We start from the raw sequence: 15,752 nt of genomic DNA, 5'->3' as shown, positions 1-15,752 counted from the left end.
TGCTTCCTTTGGCATAAGACGCTTTAGCGTCCTATGCTTGTAGCCTTTTTGTTATCTTCTGCGTTGAGCCAGATATTTGGCACTGCTCCACCAGGTGTGAGGAAGATCTTGGCATCTTTATTGTTTTGAAGAGCTTCGTTGAATTTACCCTGCACATTGATCTGCTTGAGTTTGAGAAGCTCAGGTGTGATGCTTTTGCCTATCACTTCATTTGCTTGGGCTTGCGCTTTTGCTTCGATCATGATGCGCTCAGCTTCACCTTGTGCACGGATCTTTTTGGCTTCTGCTTCACCTTTAGCAAGAGCTGCTTTCTTCTCAGCCTCTTGTTTTGCCTTTTCTACCTCATACTTCACGCGCTCTGCCTCTTGTTTGGCAATTTGTACTCGCTCAATCTGCTCTTTGATTTTTGGAGGCAGGTTGATTTCTCTTAGCTGTACAGACTCTAAGATAACAGGCTTGTTTTGGAAACTCTCGATTTTTTGGCGAATCTCTTGTTCGATCATTTTTGCAATCTCGTTTCTTTTGACTGGAAGCTCTTCAGCTTTGTAGCGGCCTATAACATTGCGTACAACTTCACGCACAACCGCATTGATGAGCTTCTCTTCCCAAGTAAGCCCCCACGTTGCTATGGTTTGTGGCGCGTTGGCCGGATTGAGGCGATACTGGACAGTAAGGTCGATACTGACTGGAAGACCTCTCGCATCAAGCACAGAGATAGAAGGCTTTTCAATAATACCCTCATTCACATCGCCAAAGGCGGTATCTCTCTCACTCTTGTAGTTGATGATGCGCACCTTTGTATCGACTTTGATAATCTTTTGGATGCCTGGGATGAAGAAGTGTATACCAGGTCCCAAAGGAATTGGATCAAACTTCCCTGCTGTAACCTTGATACCCACTTCACCTGATTGGATAATCTCATAAGGTTTAGCGATAATGAGCAAAACGATAACAGCCAAAATTACGTAGAGGATCGTTGCTTTTTTACTAAACTCTTTCAAAAATTTCGGTGGTTCGTTGTTATTTTCTAATTTATTTTTAAAATAGTCATTCATGTCTGCTGGCATTGTGCCTCCTTAAATATATGTGAGCATATGCTCATATGCTTCGTTGCGTCCATAAACCACATCGAAGTAGGCCTCTTGGAGCTCTTTTGTTATGGGACCTCTTGCTCCATTGCCGATTACTCTTGCATCAACCTCTCGAATAGGTGTAACTTCTGCAGCAGTTCCTGTAAAGAAGGCTTCATCGCAGATGTAGACCTCGTCGCGAGTAATGCGTCTGCGCTCAATTGGAATATTTTTATCTCTTGCTATGCGCAAGACTGTATCTTGTGTGATCGATTCGAGAGAGTTATCGTTTGGTGGAGTGATAAGGACTCCATCGCGAACGATAAAGAGACATTCACCACTTCCTTCTGCTACAAATCCCTCTTCATCAAGCAAGAGCGCCTCCTCATAGCCTGCCTCAATCGCTTCATATTTAGCAAGCTGCGAGTTGAGGTAATTGGCTACTGCTTTGGCTTTACCCATAGTAGATTTGACGCTGTTTCTTGCAAAAGAGCTGATTTTAACGCGTATTCCCTTCTCTAAGCCCTCTTCGCCAAGATATGTTCCCCATTTCCATGCTGCAATTGCAACTTCAACAGGAGCATTGATATGGTAAAGTCCCATAACTCCATAGCCAAGATAGATAAGAGGACGGATATAGACATTGCCATCAAAATCATTTTTGCGCAAAAGCTCAATCTGTGCTTTCTCAAGCTCTTCGAGTGTATAAGGAGTCTTGATAGCTGTAATTTTTGCCGAATTTAAAAGGCGTTTTGTATGGTCTCTGAGACGAAAAATAGCGAGTCCCTTTTGGGTTTTGTATGCTCTGGTGCCCTCAAAAACCCCGTTGCCATAGTGGAGTGTGTGTGTGAGAATATGTACCTTTGCATCATCCCAGTTAACAAACTCGCCGTTCATCCAAATATATTTTGCTTTTTCCATTCTGTCCTTTTCCTTATTGCAAAAGTAGGTTTAAGTCTATCAAAATAATGGTTAAAATATAATAATTACAATGTTTGAAGAGGCTAGCATGCAAACTCTTTAAGAAAGGGAGATTATGGAAGAGGCAAAAATATATTTGGGCTCGACTCCGGCAACAAAAGAGCAAAAGGGAGAAATTCGCAGTCCTTTCAATGATAAAGTGGTCGCTACCTATCCAATCTGCGATGCTGAAGATGCGAAAAAAGCTTTAGAAATAGCAAAAGATGCATTCCAAAGAAATCTCCATGCAATGCTTGCTCAGCGCATAGCGTGGCTTCGAGATGTGGCAAAGAAGCTCAAAGAGCAAAAAGAGGAGTTTGCCCTCACAATCACCAAAGAAATTGGCAAGCCTATCACATTTAGCCGTGTTGAGGTACAGCGAGCAATTGAGACAATAGAGCTGAGTGCAGATTTTGCTACCTCTTTGGTGGGCGAGACTATCAATACTGATGCAACGCAAAGTGGTCGCAAATCTATGGCCTTTTATAAAAGGGTGCCAGTTGGAGTAGTTGTCGCCATTACTCCATTCAATTTCCCACTTAACCTCTCTGCACACAAACTTGCACCTGCCCTTGTTGCTGGCAATGCCGTTGTCTATAAGCCAACTCCTGAAGCTCCACTTACTGGATATAAACTTGCAAAACTCTTCATAGAGAGTGAGCATGCTCTGCCAGATATGCTCAGTGTCGTCTATGGTGATGCAGAAGTTGGTGAAGCGCTAGTTACGAGCGATATTCCTCGCAAGATCAGTTTTACTGGCAGTGTGCCTGTTGGCAAAATCATCATGAAAAATGCAGGGATCAAGAAGGTAAGCCTTGAGCTTGGTGGTAATGCTGCTACGTTTATCGATAAAGATGCTGATATCGCTCATGCTGCTAGTCGCTGTGCGGTTGGTGCTTTTGTCAATAGCGGGCAGGTATGTATCAGTTTGCAGCGCATCTATGTCCATGAGGATGTGTATGAGGAGTTTGCAGCAGCACTTGCAGAGGATACGAAGAAGCTCAAAGTGGGTGATCCGTATGAGCCAGATACTTTTATGGGACCTTTGATCAATGAAGAGGCTGCAATGCGAGCTGAGCGCTGGGTCAAAAGTGCAATAGAGCAAGGAGCAAGAGCTATTTTGCCAGGCAAAAGAGAAGGGCGCTACTTCTATCCAGCGATTTTGGCTGATGTGACAGATGATATGCAAATCGTTTGCGAAGAGGTATTTGCACCGATTGTGAGCCTTGTGAAAGTGAGAAGCTACGATGAAGCGATAGCCAAAATGAATGATTCACCATACGGTCTGCAGTTTTCAATCTTTACCAAAGATATCGAACTTATCAAGCGTTTTGTGGATGATGCTGAAGCTGGCGGAGTAGTTGTCAACGACATCCCTACTCTACGCTTCGATATCCAGCCTTATGGTGGCGTGAAACTCTCAGGAATTGGAAGAGAGGGGCCAAAATTTGCTCTAGAAGAGTTTACTGAAATAAAATCGGTGGTCATTGTATGAAACTCTTAGTAATCGAAGATGATAAATTCTACGCCAAACAGCTCAAAATATTCATTCAAGAGCGTCTTGGCTACGAAGTGGATGTAGTGCACGGCTATGAGGAGTATAAGGCTCTGCCAAGCCTTGATGAGTATAAATATGTACTTTTGGATATTTTTTTAAAAGACTGCATGGATTGTGGGCTTGTAGATGAGCTCCTAGAAAAACAAAAGCCGGTGATTATCATTACAGCTTCAGAAGATAATGAGGTCTTTGAACGCTACAATCGCAAGCGCATTATAGACTATGTGATCAAAAACGATATGGTGCGCCTGGAATACCTCATAATGAAGCTCAAAATCCTCCAATTTATGGAAAATTACGGCGTGCTTGTGGTGGAAGACTCGAGTAGTTATCGAAGATACCTCTACAACTTTTTCAAGATCTATTACCCTTATGCCAATATCATGGTTGCAAGTGATAAGAATGAAGCGATGGAGATCCTTGTCAATAATGATGACTTTATCCGCCTGGTCGTTACCGACTATGTCTTGGCAAATAACACAAACGGCCTTGAACTTGTCAAGGAGATTCGCCAAAACTACCTCTTTGATGATGTGGCTATTGTGGCTCTTACCGCTTTGGATATCAACAATATCATGGCGCGCTTTCTCAAAAGTGGTGCAAACGATTTTCTCAACAAAAGTTTTAACAATTTCGAATTTGTCTGCCGTATAGACAACATCGTCAAATCCCTCATCCAGTTTGACGAGATCAAAAATTACTCCAACAAAGACTACCTCACAGGATGTTACAACAGGCGCTACCTCTTTGATGCTGGTTTGAAGTTGTTTTATACGCTCAAGCGTGCCGATAAGAGTGTGAGTATTGCAATATGCGATCTTGACCACTTCAAAAAGATCAACGACACCTATGGCCATGTAGCCGGCGATATGGTGCTCAAAGATTTTGCAAAGATTTTACAAGAATCAATTCGGGGGAGTGATTTTGTGGTTCGCTATGGTGGCGAAGAGTTTTTGCTCTTTTTGGGTAATTGTAACAAAGAGTATGCTTATCAGATCATTGAAGAAAGGGTGAGAAAGAGAGTTGCTGAGCAGATACTTGCTTATGATGGGTCTGAGATTCGCTACAACTTCTCGTGCGGGATTTGCGATAGCGGCGATCGCTTAGAAGATATCATCCAAAAAGCAGATGAGAAGCTCTATGAGGCCAAGAAAGTAAGAGGAGTTACAGTTGTCTAAAAAGGTGCTCGTGAGTGCATGTCTTCTTGGGCAAAACTGTCGCTATAATGGTGGCAACAAATTTGATTTTGATCTTATAGAAAAGCTCAAAGATGCTCACATTATAGCCTTTTGTCCTGAGGAGAATATCCTAGGTACTCCCCGTGAGACTATCGATATCATTGAAAGTAGAGCCATCGGAAACGAGAGTGGCAAAGACTATACAAAGCAGCTGCAAGAGCAGGCAAGGTCTCTACAGAAAAAAGCTAGCAGTTTCGATGCGATATATCTCAAATCAAAATCACCCAGCTGTGCTCTGTGCAGCGCAAGGGTGTATGATAAAGATAAAAACCTCGTAACAGACAAAGGCGAAGGAATCTTTGCCAAAGAGCTCAAAAAGCTCTATCCAAAAACTAAATTTTATGAAAGGGAGGGAAGGAAATGATCGGAGTTGGACAAGGTGCACCAGATTTTTGTTTGCCGAACGCGCAAGGAGTAGAGATCTGTCTCAAAGATTTGCGAGGAAAGTGGGTGGTTCTTTACTTCTATCCAAAAGATAATACTCCAGGATGTACTACTGAAGCCCTCGATTTTACAGCTCATTTGGATGAGTTTCAAAAACTAGGTGCAGTAGTGCTTGGCGTGAGTCCGGATAGTTGCGAGAGTCATCAAAAGTTTATCGAGAAAAAAAACCTTGCGGTCACACTTTTGTGCGATACAGACAAAGAGGTGCTCAAAAAATATGGCGCATGGGGTATGAAGAAGATGTACGGCAAAGAGTATGAAGGGGTGATTCGTACCACATATCTTATCGATCCAGAAGGAAAAGTGGCTGCTGTGTGGCCAAAAGTGCGTGTCAAGGGGCATGTAGAAAAGGTTTTGGAAAAACTCAAAGAGCTAATAAACTCTTAAGCTCTTTTTGAGTATTATAAGCTGCCTTTTATTTCACACGCAGTAATCCTTGACGGGTTGCGGCATAAGCCGTTGATGACTGCGGAGGCATAAACCTAATTCAAACAAGGAGAACCTATGGTTACAATGAAAGATTTGCTTGAGTGCGGTGTGCACTTTGGTCACCAGACACGTCGATGGAATCCAAAGATGAAACCTTTTATCTTTGGTGTAAGAAAAAACATCCATATTATCGACCTACAAAAGACTCTTCGCTATTTCCGCTATACATACAATATCGTAAGAGATGCGGCAAAAGAGGGCAAGACAATCCTTTTTGTTGGGACTAAAAAACAGGCGAAAAACGCTATCGAAGAACATGCAAAAAGATGTGGTATGCCATATGTCAATGCACGTTGGCTTGGTGGAACACTTACAAACTTCAATACAATTAGAAAATCTATTAGAAAACTCGAAGTAATCGAAGAGATGGAAAAGACGGGTCAGATCGACCTTCTTACAAAAAAAGAGGCTTTGATGCTTCGCAGAAAAAAAGAGAAACTAGAGAATTTCCTCGGCGGTATCCGTGATATGAAAAAGATTCCTGATATGCTTTTCATCATCGATGCAGTAAGAGAGCATATCGCTGTCAAAGAGGGAAATAAGCTCGGTATCCCTATCGTTGCACCTCTTGATACAAACTGTGATCCAGACTTGATCGACTATCCAATTCCTGGAAATGATGATGCGATCAGAAGTATCCAGCTTTTCTGCCGCGAAATTGCAGACGCAATCATCGAAGGAAAAGAGCTCAGAGAGCAAGAGCTTGAGAGTGAAGAGCAAGAAGAGAGCACTCCTGTAACAGAAGAGGAGAAGCAAGAGGTTATCGAAGAAGCACGTGAAGAGATAGCACAAGAAGAAGCAGGCGAAGAAACAGCCAAGGAGGAAGAGTAATGGCAATCACAGCAGCACAAGTAAAAGAGCTTCGCGAGCGCACGGGCGCCGGTATGATGGATTGTAAAAAAGCTTTGCAAGAAGCAAATGGAGATATGGACAAAGCTATTGAGATCCTTCGCAAAAAAGGGATTGCAAAAGCTGCGAAAAAGGCTAACAGAGTTGCAAGCGAGGGGACAATAGCAGTAGAAGTAAGTCCAGATTATAAATGTGCAACAATCGTAGAAGTAAACTCTGAAACAGATTTCGTCGCGCAAAACGAAAACTTCAAAGCTTTGGTTGAAAAAGTAAAAGGACATGTAGCTACTGCAAGTGTAGAGAGCGTAGAAGAGCTCTATCAAACTACAATCGATAATGCAACTTTTGAAGAGTATATGAAAGCTGAGATTGCAAAAATCGGTGAGAACATTGTTGTAAGACGATTTGATAGACTCTGCGTTGAAGGTCCTGGCGTTGTCAACGGATACCTCCATATGGGTGGTAAAATTGGGGTTATTGTAGCTGCAACATGTGATAAAGAAGAGGTTTGTGATGCGATCAAAGATTTCCTCAAAGATGTTGCAATGCATATCGCTGCTATGAATCCAAAATATCTCGATGCAAGTTCAATTCCTGCTGAAGTGATCGAAAAAGAGAAAGAGATCGCAGCAGCGCAGCTTGAAAAAGAGGGCAAGCCTGCAAATATTATCGAAAAGATTATTCCTGGAAAAATCAAAAAATTTATCGAAGAGAACACACTTCTAGGACAAAAATTTGTCAAAGATGATAAGAAGAGCGTAGAGCAAGTTCTCAATGAAGTTGCGAAAGCTGCTGGCGGCAGTGCAAAAATTGTAGGATTCATCCGCTACGAACTTGGTGAAGGAATTGAAAAGAAAGAAGAGGATTTCGCTGCAGAAGTTGCTGCACAGATGAAGTGAGGCAAGAAGCCGAAGGCTTCTTAGAAGAACAACTACTTGTTCTTCGTGCCTCACTGAAAGCAGCGACTATATGCAAATCCGAAATTCAAGGAATTTTGTGATGAGCATGGGAGCTGCTGGGTTACCTTGAAGTAAAGCAAGTGAGTGAAGCGAACGAAGTTTTGCGATTAAGTTCAAAAATATAAAGAAGCAAAGTTTGTGGCCAAGAGCCAAAAGCTTTTGTGAAGGACAACTGCTTGTCCTTTGCCTCTTTTTAGCTTCCCAAAGAAAAGGGAAATCATGACGCTACTACAAGCAACCAATCTCTCCCATGCATTCGACTATCCACTCTTTCATGATATTAATCTCACTATAGCTGCCAAGGAGAGTGTAGCGATAGTAGGTGTAAGCGGAAGTGGCAAATCGACGCTTTTGCATATTTTAGCAACACTTCTAGCTCCCAATAAAGGAAGAGTTGAGCTCTTCGGTACCGATATATATGCAAAAAAGAATCAAAAAAAACTTATCGAAATTCGTCGAGAAAAAATCGGAATAGTCTTTCAATCCCACTACCTCTTCAAAGGATTTAGTGCTATAGAGAACATAGAAGTTGCCGCACTTTTGAGCAAGCAAGAGATTGACAATGAGCTCATAGAGGCCTTTGGGATTGAGCGAGTTATTCACAAAAGAGTCACACAGCTTAGTGGAGGTGAACAGCAGCGTGTGAGTATCGCAAGGGTTCTCACAAAAAAACCAAAGCTCCTCTTTGCAGATGAACCTACCGGAAATCTTGATAGAAAAACAGCTTATGAAGTGATGGATGGGGTCTTTGACTATGTTAATAGCTACGAAGCTGGACTATTTTTGGTGACTCACGATATGGAGCTGGCAAAGAGATGTGATAGAATCTTTAGGCTCCAAGAGCAACGTCTGGAGCCATTGTAATAGAGGATTATTTTTTTACGTTAAATCCTAGCCACATAACTGACGATATGCCCATCAATGCTGCATAGACGATTCCTAAAATTTCAGATGGTGCCATAGTTCCTCCTTATATTATATATTAGAATTGCTTATATAGTAAAAAGAGTGAAACATTCTTTTTACTGATAAAAAGATAGTAACTACTATCCCTTTAAAAGCACCTTAATAAGGTAGTAAAAAGGGTTATTGAAAGGAGGACAAAGTAAGAGAGAGTTTATTAATGAGATAATTTGATGAAGAATATAAAATATTTAGATGATACGATGAGAGTTGTGAAAAATTTCACAACTCTACAAGTTAATGATTCTCCTCTTTTTGTGCTTCGGCAATGAGTACATCTTCAATTATTTTATCGATATCACCATCTAGAATAGCTTCTACATTAGAGTAGGCTTTGTTACTACGGTTGTCTTTGACCTGTTGGTAGGGAGCAAGGACGTAGCTGCGGATTTGATGTCCCCATCCAATTTCACTCTTTTCTATTCCCTCTTGTTCAGCTTTTTTCTTCTCAAGTTCTAATTCATAGAGGCGAGATTTGAGCATTTTCATTGCAGTTGCACGGTTTTTGTGCTGGCTACGGTCATTTTGACACTGTACCACGATACCTGTAGGGATGTGAGTGATGCGAATAGCTGAATCTGTTTTATTCACATGCTGTCCACCTGCACCACTTGCACGGTATGTATCTACTCTAATATCTTTGTCCTCTATTACAATATCGATATCATCATCTACTTCAGGGCTCACCATAACTGAGGCAAAAGATGTATGGCGTCTAGCATTTGAGTCAAATGGGCTAATGCGCACCAAGCGGTGGATGCCGTTTTCAGTTTTGAGGTATCCGTAGGCATTTTCACCCTTTATGATAAAACTCACATCCTTGATGCCTGCCTCTTCACCCTCTTGATAATCAAGCACTTCCACCTTAAATCCATGGCGTTCTGCCCAGCGCAGATACATGCGATAGAGGATGCTCGCCCAATCCTGTGACTCAGTTCCTCCAGCTCCTGGGTGTATAGAGATAATTGCATTTTTATCATCATTTTCACCACTGAGCATTGTTTCAATCTCTACTTTGTTCACCTTCTCTTCTAAAGCTGGAGCCTCTTCAAAAAGCATTGCAAGAGTTTCACTATCTTCCTCTTCACTCGCCATCTCAAAAAGCTCTTTGCTCTCTTCGACTGCATTTTTTGCTTCGTTATACTTTGCTAAAATGCGGGAAAGTCGGTTTTTTTCTTTTTGTATCTCTCCCGCTTTCTTCGCATCGTTCCAAAAGTTGGGATCATTTTCAAGCTTTTCAATTTCTGCGATACGTTTTTCTATCTGATCGGGTTTGATAATGTTTTTGATATTTTCTATTTTGTTTTCAAGTTTTTTGAGAAGTTCACTATATTCGTAGCTATCCAAAAGTCTCTCCTAATTTTGGGTAAAATTGTATTGAAATTATATCAAAAGGCATGCAATGAAGCTGGTGCACTCTCCTCAAGAGCTTAAAAGTTTAAGAAAAACTCTCAAAGGAAGTGTAGGTTTTGTACCTACTATGGGTGCTCTGCATGAGGGACATCTTTCTTTGATTAAGCGATCAAAACTTGAAAATGATCATACTATCGTCTCAATATTTGTCAATCCTACCCAGTTTTTGCCAGGTGAAGATTTTGAAAAGTATCCAAGACGCTACGAAGCGGATAAAAAAATCTGTGAAATAGCTGGGGTAGATCTGCTCTTTATGCCAACCCCACAGGATATGTATGAAAAGGATGAGGTAGGTATGTATGCACCAAAAATCAAAGGATATATCTTAGAGGGACATTTTCGACCAGGACATTTTGATGGGGTTTTGCAAGTAGTCAATAAGCTGCTCCATATCACCAATCCCACACGCGCTTATTTTGGCAAAAAGGATGCCCAGCAGCTTTATTTGGTACAAAAAATGGTGCGAGAGTTCTTTCTCGATACGCAAATTGTGCCTTGCGATATTGTTAGAGACCAAGATGGATTGGCTCTTAGCAGTCGCAATGTCTATCTATCCCAAAAGGAGCGACAAAAAGCGCTTCTCATTGCAAAATCTTTAAAAAAAGCTGCAAAAATGGTACAAAGCGGTGTAATAGATGCCGAAGAGATCAAGAAGCGGATGTACGATATTTTAGAGCCGATTAAGCTTGATTATGTTGAAATAGTAGATAGGGAATTTAATCAAATTGACCAAATCAAGATAGGTGATACGATAATATTAGTTGCCGGCTATGTTGGCTCAACACGATTAATAGATAATATATGGATATAGATAATGGATTGTAAAAAACTCCTCCTTGCTAAAGAGATAGAGGGAGAGGGACATAATGAATTTGTTGCACAGATAGCTAAAAAAACTCTCTCATATCTGGCAAAACACAAGATTCCTATCACGCCTACCAACTACCAGGAGTGGTTTTTTGTCATCTGTAAGGCTCTTACAGAAAATCATCACCTCAGTGACAAAAACCTCCAGATTCTCCATGATAAATATTTCAAAGAGGATCCTCTCATCGAAGATATTGAAGAGATCAAAGAGCTCTCAGTGAGCTTGAAATCTTTGGCGCAAGGGAGTGAAAAAGCTCTTGATAAGTTTGAAGATAATATCACCGCACACTCAAGCTACATCGATGAGAGTATCGAAGCGATTGATGAGCAAGATAAATCAAAAATGGCCCAGCTCAAAGATAAAATTGCGCATTTAGAGGCAGAGAATCAAAAACTCAAAAAGTTTCTTGAACAAAACCGCAAAAAGTTGGAATTTATAGAAGAAAAATTTGTCAAACAGAAGCAAGAAGCTGAGCGTGATGCTTTGACAGGTCTTTTGAATAGACGTGCATTTGATATAGATATAGAAAAACTTCACGAACTCAATGCTTCTTATAGCATACTCATTCTTGATATCGATAATTTTAAAAAGATTAATGATACCTATGGACATCTTGTGGGAGATGAGATTCTAAAAGTCATGGGAGAGATTCTTGAGAATTATTTGCGTCAAAATACAAAAGCCTATCGCTATGGAGGAGAGGAGTTTGTAATTCTCTTGCCAAATGGCGATTTCAAAGCAGCCAAAATTGTGGGTGAGAGACTCCGTGATGTGATTGAGAATAGAGACTATAAAGTTGAGCAAAATGGATATATCCATTTTACTGCGAGTTTTGGTGGAACGCAGCGTCAAGAAGGTGATAGTGTAAAAGATGTGATAAAAAGAGCAGATGAGGCGCTCTACCAGGCTAAAAAAGAGGGGAAAAACAGAGTAGTTATCAAATAGCTTCTAAAATGCGATCAACTATAATCTTGGCACCCTCTGGCTTTGTAATCTGTATAAGTTTTTGACTAACATCTTCAACAGAGCTATCTAGAAGTGCAATAATATCTTCGTTGGAGTTATACAGATATCCTGCGCCCTTATCAACAAAAAATTTTGCATTGTAATATTGATGATTTGCTGCTGCGTAAGGGTAGGGTACAAATACTGCTGGCAAGGCATTTGCAGCCAGTTCCCACAAGGAACTTGCTCCTGCACGCGCAATTGCTAGATCAGCTCTGCTCATCTTTGATGCGATATTTTTATCAAAGGCAAAAACTTCAGCTGCAATATTTTGCTCTTCATAAAACTGTTTTATTCTCTCAAAATCTTGCTTCCCAGTTTGATGGATAATTGCTATACCTCTTTTGTGCAGTAGTGGAGCCAGAGAGATTGCAATATTGTTGATCTGCTTTGCTCCTTGACTTCCACCCAAAAAGAGCACTGTTTCTACACTTTTACGGATGCGCCTCTTTGCAAAAAAATCTGGGTGTGTGGGATAGGGGTAAAATGGTGGTATGAAGGAGTTGAAGAGCTCTTTGCTCAGTGGCTGCAAGAGCCTATTGAGGCGGCCAAGAATCGCATTTTGTTCATGGATAAAGAGTGGAGTACGCAGAGTAATTGCAGCAAGAGATGCTGGAGCAGCTGAATAGCCACCTACACTGAGCACTGCTTCAATTTTGTGTTTTTTGAAAATTTCTCGACACTGCCATGAGAGTTTAAGGATATTGAGTGCGGCTGCACCTTTTTGCAATCCCCTTTTATTCACAACTCCACTACTTGGCAAGAAGTAGCACACCTCCCAGCCGCTATCGTTTTCAAACCACTCCCTATCTTGTCCAGCAGTGGATCCTACAAACACAGGCTCTAAACCTCTGGAGTTGAGCTCAGTTTTGATAGCTTTTGCAATAGAAAGATGGCCGCCTGTTCCACCGCCAGTGATAAGGAGCTTCACACTCTCACCTTTTTACTAAACATCAACACCATTCCAAGCGCGAGGGCATTAGCTACAATGGAACTTCCTCCGTAGCTGAGCATCGGTACAGCAATTCCTTTGATAGGAGCAATTGAACTGATTCCAAAAGAGTTGATGAGAAGGGAAAAGCCTATGAGCATTGCTACTCCTGCACTAAAGAGAGAAATTGTCATATTTTGCGACTTATTTGCGATGCGCAGGAGCCTTTGTATGAGGAGAAGATATAAAAACATAATAGCAGCTACTCCGATAAATCCAAGCTCTTCAGTGAGTCCGGCAAGGACGAAGTCTGTATGCACCTCACTCAAGAATCCAAGTTTGAGTTGACCATTGCCAAGTCCTTGGCCAAGTATGCCACCATGATGAATAGCATGGAGGGAATTGACTATCTGATAGGACTCTTTTGCGTTGTCGAGTTTGAGCTCTTGCGCCATCCAGCTTGGCATATAGGAGAGGAGGTAGTTTTGTGCACTTGCCCACCACATCTTAATACGTGCGATCCTATGTGCTGAGATTGAGACGAAGAGGATAAACATTCCAATAGCCATAAAAACCAAGATAAAGAAGAGCTTGAGACTGCGTCCACCTAGAACGAACATAAATGCAAGGGTCGCTCCAAGTACCATTACCTGTCCAATATCGTTTTGGAATATTGCGATAGAGACAACTGCAACTATGAAAATAAAGAGATAGGGTGCTATGAGTTTGATCTCATTCCAGAGTTTTCGTACTCTTTGTGTGCGGTCAAATTTGCGAGTAAAACTCCAAGCAAGAAAGAAGATAAAACCAACTTTGAAAAACTCCACAGGTGCAATGCTCACTGGCCCTATATGAATCCACCGCTTCGCTCCACCTACAGCTGTGACAAGCGAGTGGGGCAGTACACTCATGAGCAGCATGAGCGTAAAAAAGAGCAAAAAGAGTCCAACTCCTAGTTTATTGCCCCACTTATCAGGATCAAGCTGGGCGACGCCCCACATGAGAAGTATTGCAAAGAGAGCAAAAACAAGTTGGCGTATGAAGAAATGGTATTGGGAGTAATTAAAAAACAAAATAGTATAAGTTGTAAGTGAATAAGCACTGAAAATGCTAAGAATCATAATTGCCGCAGCAATGTAGAAGAGTTTTCTATCCATAAAATATCTTTAAGTCTATCTTTATAGGTTTAAGAGTATTATTGTACCCACAAAAAACAAAGAAAATATTTAAGATTTCATATGAATCGCAATACAAAATCTGCTACTATTATCGGAATTTTTCTCCTCTTTGTCTTCTTTTTTTCCATCTTTTTGTTTGTGGTCCTCAAAATAATAGTCCAAGACAGGCACCTTCCAGCTCTCTTTGTAACAGACAAAAACCGAGCTATACGAGGCTCAATTATCTCATCTGACGGATATCAGGTAGCATTTTCTAATAAACTCTACAAAGTTGCTGTAGATACCCGCAGCATCGATCCAGCCAAAAAAGAGATCTTCATCAAGCTCTTTTCTATTTATAGCGGGATAGAGGCAAAAAAGATTCGCAAAGCGTTGCGCAAGAAGGGCTATACTGTTATCTCATACAATATCGACACAAAAACCGCTTATCAGCTCAAAATCCTTGCACGAAAATTTTATCAGATGGACTTTTTTGTCCCTTTCAAAGTAGGCAATAGAGTCTACAAAAGAGGAATGGAGATTGTAGAGAGTGGAGAGACGCGGGTCTATCCCTACAAAGATGCTCTTACTCCTGTGGTTGGGTATGTGAAAAAGGTTGATGGAAGATATACGAGCATTAAGGGTGCCAAGGGAATAGAAAAATTCTATGAGCGCTCCATCTCGCCAAAGCAAGATGGGATAATAAGAGGTAGACGAGATATTGGAAACAATATTATTCTCAACAAAGAGGCCTTTATCAAGAAGCGTATCGATGGATACAATGTCCATCTCAATGTGAATATGCTCTTGCAAAAGAGCCTAGAGCATATTCTTGATATTCACAGACTTGATCAAGATGCTGATGAAATTATCGCAGCGGTAATGGAGTCAAAAACCGGCAAAATCATAGCTATCGCCTCAACGAGCCGATATGATCCGAAAAATATCCGCCAAAGAGATATATCTTCGCTTAACGCTAAATTTGTAGAGTATATTTTTGAGCCTGGTTCAGTTATGAAGCCGATAACCTTTGCGCTCCTTTTAGAAAAAAAAATGGTCAACCCCTATGAGGTTATTAATGGTCACAATGGTCGCTTTAAAATTGGGCGCAAAACCATTACCGATGAGCATAAATTTGACTGGCTTAGTGCAGAGAATGTCATTATCTATTCGAGTAATATCGGTATAGCACAGCTTGCTCAGCGCTTGACGCCAGTTGATTTTTATAAAGGATTGAAAAATTTTGGATTTGGAAGGCCCAGCGGAGTGGATTTGCCACGAGATCTTCCAGGTACACTCATACCGGTAGTAAAATTTCGTAGTCAAATATATAAAGCCACTGTGGCTTACGGATATGGTATCAGGACTACTTTTATGCAGCTGCTTAAAGCCTATAATGTTTTTAACAACGAAGGAATTGAAGTACAACCACGTATTGCTGATTTTTTAAGTACTGCAGAAGGAAAGAAACTGTATTTGAATCCACCTAAAAAAAGGCGAATAATTTCGGTGGCAACAGCGGCAACAATGAAAAATATTCTCCAAAAAGTAGTTGAAAAAGGTACAGGTACTGTTGCCAAGATAGAAGGACTGATAATTGGTGGGAAAACTGGTACAGCCCAAATTGCTACAAGAGGAGGGTATGGGCATAACTACAATAGCTCCTTTTTCGGTTTTGCCAATGATGCCAAACACCGTTATACAATCGGTGTGACAGTAATTCGTCCAAAAACAAAACATTTTGCTTCCCAAACTGCCGTTCCTGTATTTCGTGATATTGTTATCGAGCTAATCAACGAAGGTTACCTCCAGCCTGAGGCTTCTGAGTAATTTTGGTAAAATATCATC

15 protein-coding genes are annotated in these 15,752 nt (G+C 41.1%); 10 read left to right on the top strand and 5 right to left on the bottom strand.

Annotated features, from left to right (window positions below; genetic code table 11):
* Nucleotides 1–23: 23 nt before the first annotated feature.
* Both JG734_RS07810 and JG734_RS07805 read right to left on the bottom strand, forming a co-directional pair.
* Nucleotides 24–1,067 carry a prohibitin family protein gene (locus tag JG734_RS07810; RefSeq protein WP_201332732.1) on the bottom strand — a complete coding sequence of 348 codons (1,044 nt, stop codon included), beginning with the start codon at nt 1,065–1,067 and terminating at the stop codon, nt 24–26.
* Between the two features lie 9 nt (nt 1,068–1,076).
* Nucleotides 1,077–1,991 (bottom strand): branched-chain amino acid transaminase, encoded by a 915-nt coding sequence (locus JG734_RS07805; RefSeq protein ID WP_201332731.1) that lies wholly within the window; start codon nt 1,989–1,991, stop codon nt 1,077–1,079.
* A 115-nt stretch (nt 1,992–2,106) separates the two neighbouring features.
* Here JG734_RS07805 and JG734_RS07800 point away from each other — a divergent pair, with 115 nt between their 5' ends.
* From JG734_RS07800 to JG734_RS07770, 7 genes are all read left to right on the top strand, one after another.
* Nucleotides 2,107–3,525, top strand: coding sequence for an aldehyde dehydrogenase family protein (locus JG734_RS07800; RefSeq protein ID WP_201332730.1), 1,419 nt, complete (start codon nt 2,107–2,109; stop codon nt 3,523–3,525).
* Nucleotides 3,522–4,766, top strand: a complete 1,245-nt coding sequence (locus tag JG734_RS07795; RefSeq protein WP_201332729.1) for a diguanylate cyclase — start codon at nt 3,522–3,524, stop codon at nt 4,764–4,766. The genes JG734_RS07800 and JG734_RS07795 overlap by 4 nt, the downstream gene beginning before the upstream one ends.
* Nucleotides 4,759–5,190 carry a DUF523 domain-containing protein gene (locus JG734_RS07790; protein WP_201332728.1) on the top strand — a complete coding sequence of 144 codons (432 nt, stop codon included), beginning with the start codon at nt 4,759–4,761 and terminating at the stop codon, nt 5,188–5,190. The genes JG734_RS07795 and JG734_RS07790 overlap by 8 nt, the downstream gene beginning before the upstream one ends.
* A complete protein-coding gene (bcp, locus tag JG734_RS07785) occupies nt 5,187–5,657 on the top strand; it encodes a thioredoxin-dependent thiol peroxidase (RefSeq protein WP_201332727.1) in 471 nt (156 codons plus the stop codon). The genes JG734_RS07790 and bcp overlap by 4 nt, the downstream gene beginning before the upstream one ends.
* 117 nt (nt 5,658–5,774) lie before the next feature.
* Nucleotides 5,775–6,590, top strand: coding sequence for a 30S ribosomal protein S2 (gene rpsB / locus JG734_RS07780; protein ID WP_201332726.1), 816 nt, complete (start codon nt 5,775–5,777; stop codon nt 6,588–6,590).
* Nucleotides 6,590–7,507 (top strand): translation elongation factor Ts, encoded by a 918-nt coding sequence (gene tsf, locus JG734_RS07775; RefSeq protein WP_201332725.1) that lies wholly within the window; start codon nt 6,590–6,592, stop codon nt 7,505–7,507. The genes rpsB and tsf overlap by 1 nt, the downstream gene beginning before the upstream one ends.
* 279 nt (nt 7,508–7,786) lie before the next feature.
* A complete protein-coding gene (locus tag JG734_RS07770) occupies nt 7,787–8,431 on the top strand; it encodes an ABC transporter ATP-binding protein (protein WP_201332724.1) in 645 nt (214 codons plus the stop codon).
* 336 nt (nt 8,432–8,767) lie between these two features.
* On the opposite strand, the gene prfB is transcribed toward JG734_RS07770, so the two are convergent.
* Nucleotides 8,768–9,877 (bottom strand): peptide chain release factor 2, encoded by a 1,110-nt coding sequence (gene prfB / locus JG734_RS07765; RefSeq protein WP_201332723.1) that lies wholly within the window; start codon nt 9,875–9,877, stop codon nt 8,768–8,770.
* Nucleotides 9,878–9,932: 55 nt separating this feature from the next.
* Between prfB and panC the strand changes: the two genes are divergently transcribed.
* Both panC and JG734_RS07755 read left to right on the top strand, forming a co-directional pair.
* Complete coding sequence (gene panC, locus JG734_RS07760; RefSeq protein WP_201332722.1) at nt 9,933–10,754, top strand: pantoate--beta-alanine ligase; 822 nt, start codon at nt 9,933–9,935, stop codon at nt 10,752–10,754.
* 3 nt (nt 10,755–10,757) lie between these two features.
* Nucleotides 10,758–11,756, top strand: a complete 999-nt coding sequence (locus tag JG734_RS07755; protein ID WP_201332721.1) for a GGDEF domain-containing protein — start codon at nt 10,758–10,760, stop codon at nt 11,754–11,756.
* Here the strand turns inward: JG734_RS07755 and JG734_RS07750 are convergent.
* Both JG734_RS07750 and JG734_RS07745 read right to left on the bottom strand, forming a co-directional pair.
* Nucleotides 11,749–12,747, bottom strand: a complete 999-nt coding sequence (locus JG734_RS07750) for a UDP-N-acetylglucosamine--N-acetylmuramyl-(pentapeptide) pyrophosphoryl-undecaprenol N-acetylglucosamine transferase (RefSeq protein WP_201332720.1) — start codon at nt 12,745–12,747, stop codon at nt 11,749–11,751. The two genes, JG734_RS07755 and JG734_RS07750, sit on opposite strands and share 8 nt — an antisense overlap.
* Nucleotides 12,744–13,904, bottom strand: a complete 1,161-nt coding sequence (locus JG734_RS07745) for an FtsW/RodA/SpoVE family cell cycle protein (RefSeq protein ID WP_201332719.1) — start codon at nt 13,902–13,904, stop codon at nt 12,744–12,746. Before JG734_RS07745 ends, JG734_RS07750 begins: the two co-directional genes overlap by 4 nt.
* Nucleotides 13,905–13,985: 81 nt before the next feature.
* Here JG734_RS07745 and JG734_RS07740 point away from each other — a divergent pair, with 81 nt between their 5' ends.
* On the top strand, nt 13,986–15,734 hold the full coding sequence (locus tag JG734_RS07740; protein WP_201332718.1) for a penicillin-binding protein 2: 1,749 nt from the start codon (nt 13,986–13,988) through the stop codon (nt 15,732–15,734).
* Nucleotides 15,735–15,752 lie beyond the last annotated feature (18 nt).

Source organism: Nitratiruptor sp. YY09-18, assembly GCF_016593235.1.
Classification (GTDB): Bacteria; Campylobacterota; Campylobacteria; order Campylobacterales; family Nitratiruptoraceae; genus Nitratiruptor.
The sequence above is the reverse complement of the archived record's forward strand: the minus strand, read 5'-3'. Positions and strand labels throughout refer to the sequence as shown.

Bases quoted from the DNA above. Each gene is read 5' to 3' on its own strand.
- JG734_RS07810 (WP_201332732.1), bottom strand. From the start codon at position 1,067: ATGCCAGCAGACATGAATGACTATTTTAAAAATAAATTAGAAAATAAC.
- JG734_RS07805 (WP_201332731.1), bottom strand. From the start codon at position 1,991: ATGGAAAAAGCAAAATATATTTGGATGAACGGCGAGTTTGTTAACTGG.
- JG734_RS07795 (WP_201332729.1), top strand. From the start codon at position 3,522: ATGAAACTCTTAGTAATCGAAGATGATAAATTCTACGCCAAACAGCTC.
- tsf (WP_201332725.1), top strand. From the start codon at position 6,590: ATGGCAATCACAGCAGCACAAGTAAAAGAGCTTCGCGAGCGCACGGGC.
- JG734_RS07745 (WP_201332719.1), bottom strand. From the start codon at position 13,904: ATGGATAGAAAACTCTTCTACATTGCTGCGGCAATTATGATTCTTAGC.
- JG734_RS07770 (WP_201332724.1), top strand. From the start codon at position 7,787: ATGACGCTACTACAAGCAACCAATCTCTCCCATGCATTCGACTATCCA.
- panC (WP_201332722.1), top strand. From the start codon at position 9,933: ATGAAGCTGGTGCACTCTCCTCAAGAGCTTAAAAGTTTAAGAAAAACT.
- JG734_RS07755 (WP_201332721.1), top strand. From the start codon at position 10,758: ATGGATTGTAAAAAACTCCTCCTTGCTAAAGAGATAGAGGGAGAGGGA.
- JG734_RS07800 (WP_201332730.1), top strand. From the start codon at position 2,107: ATGGAAGAGGCAAAAATATATTTGGGCTCGACTCCGGCAACAAAAGAG.
- bcp (WP_201332727.1), top strand. From the start codon at position 5,187: ATGATCGGAGTTGGACAAGGTGCACCAGATTTTTGTTTGCCGAACGCG.
- rpsB (WP_201332726.1), top strand. From the start codon at position 5,775: ATGGTTACAATGAAAGATTTGCTTGAGTGCGGTGTGCACTTTGGTCAC.
- JG734_RS07740 (WP_201332718.1), top strand. From the start codon at position 13,986: ATGAATCGCAATACAAAATCTGCTACTATTATCGGAATTTTTCTCCTC.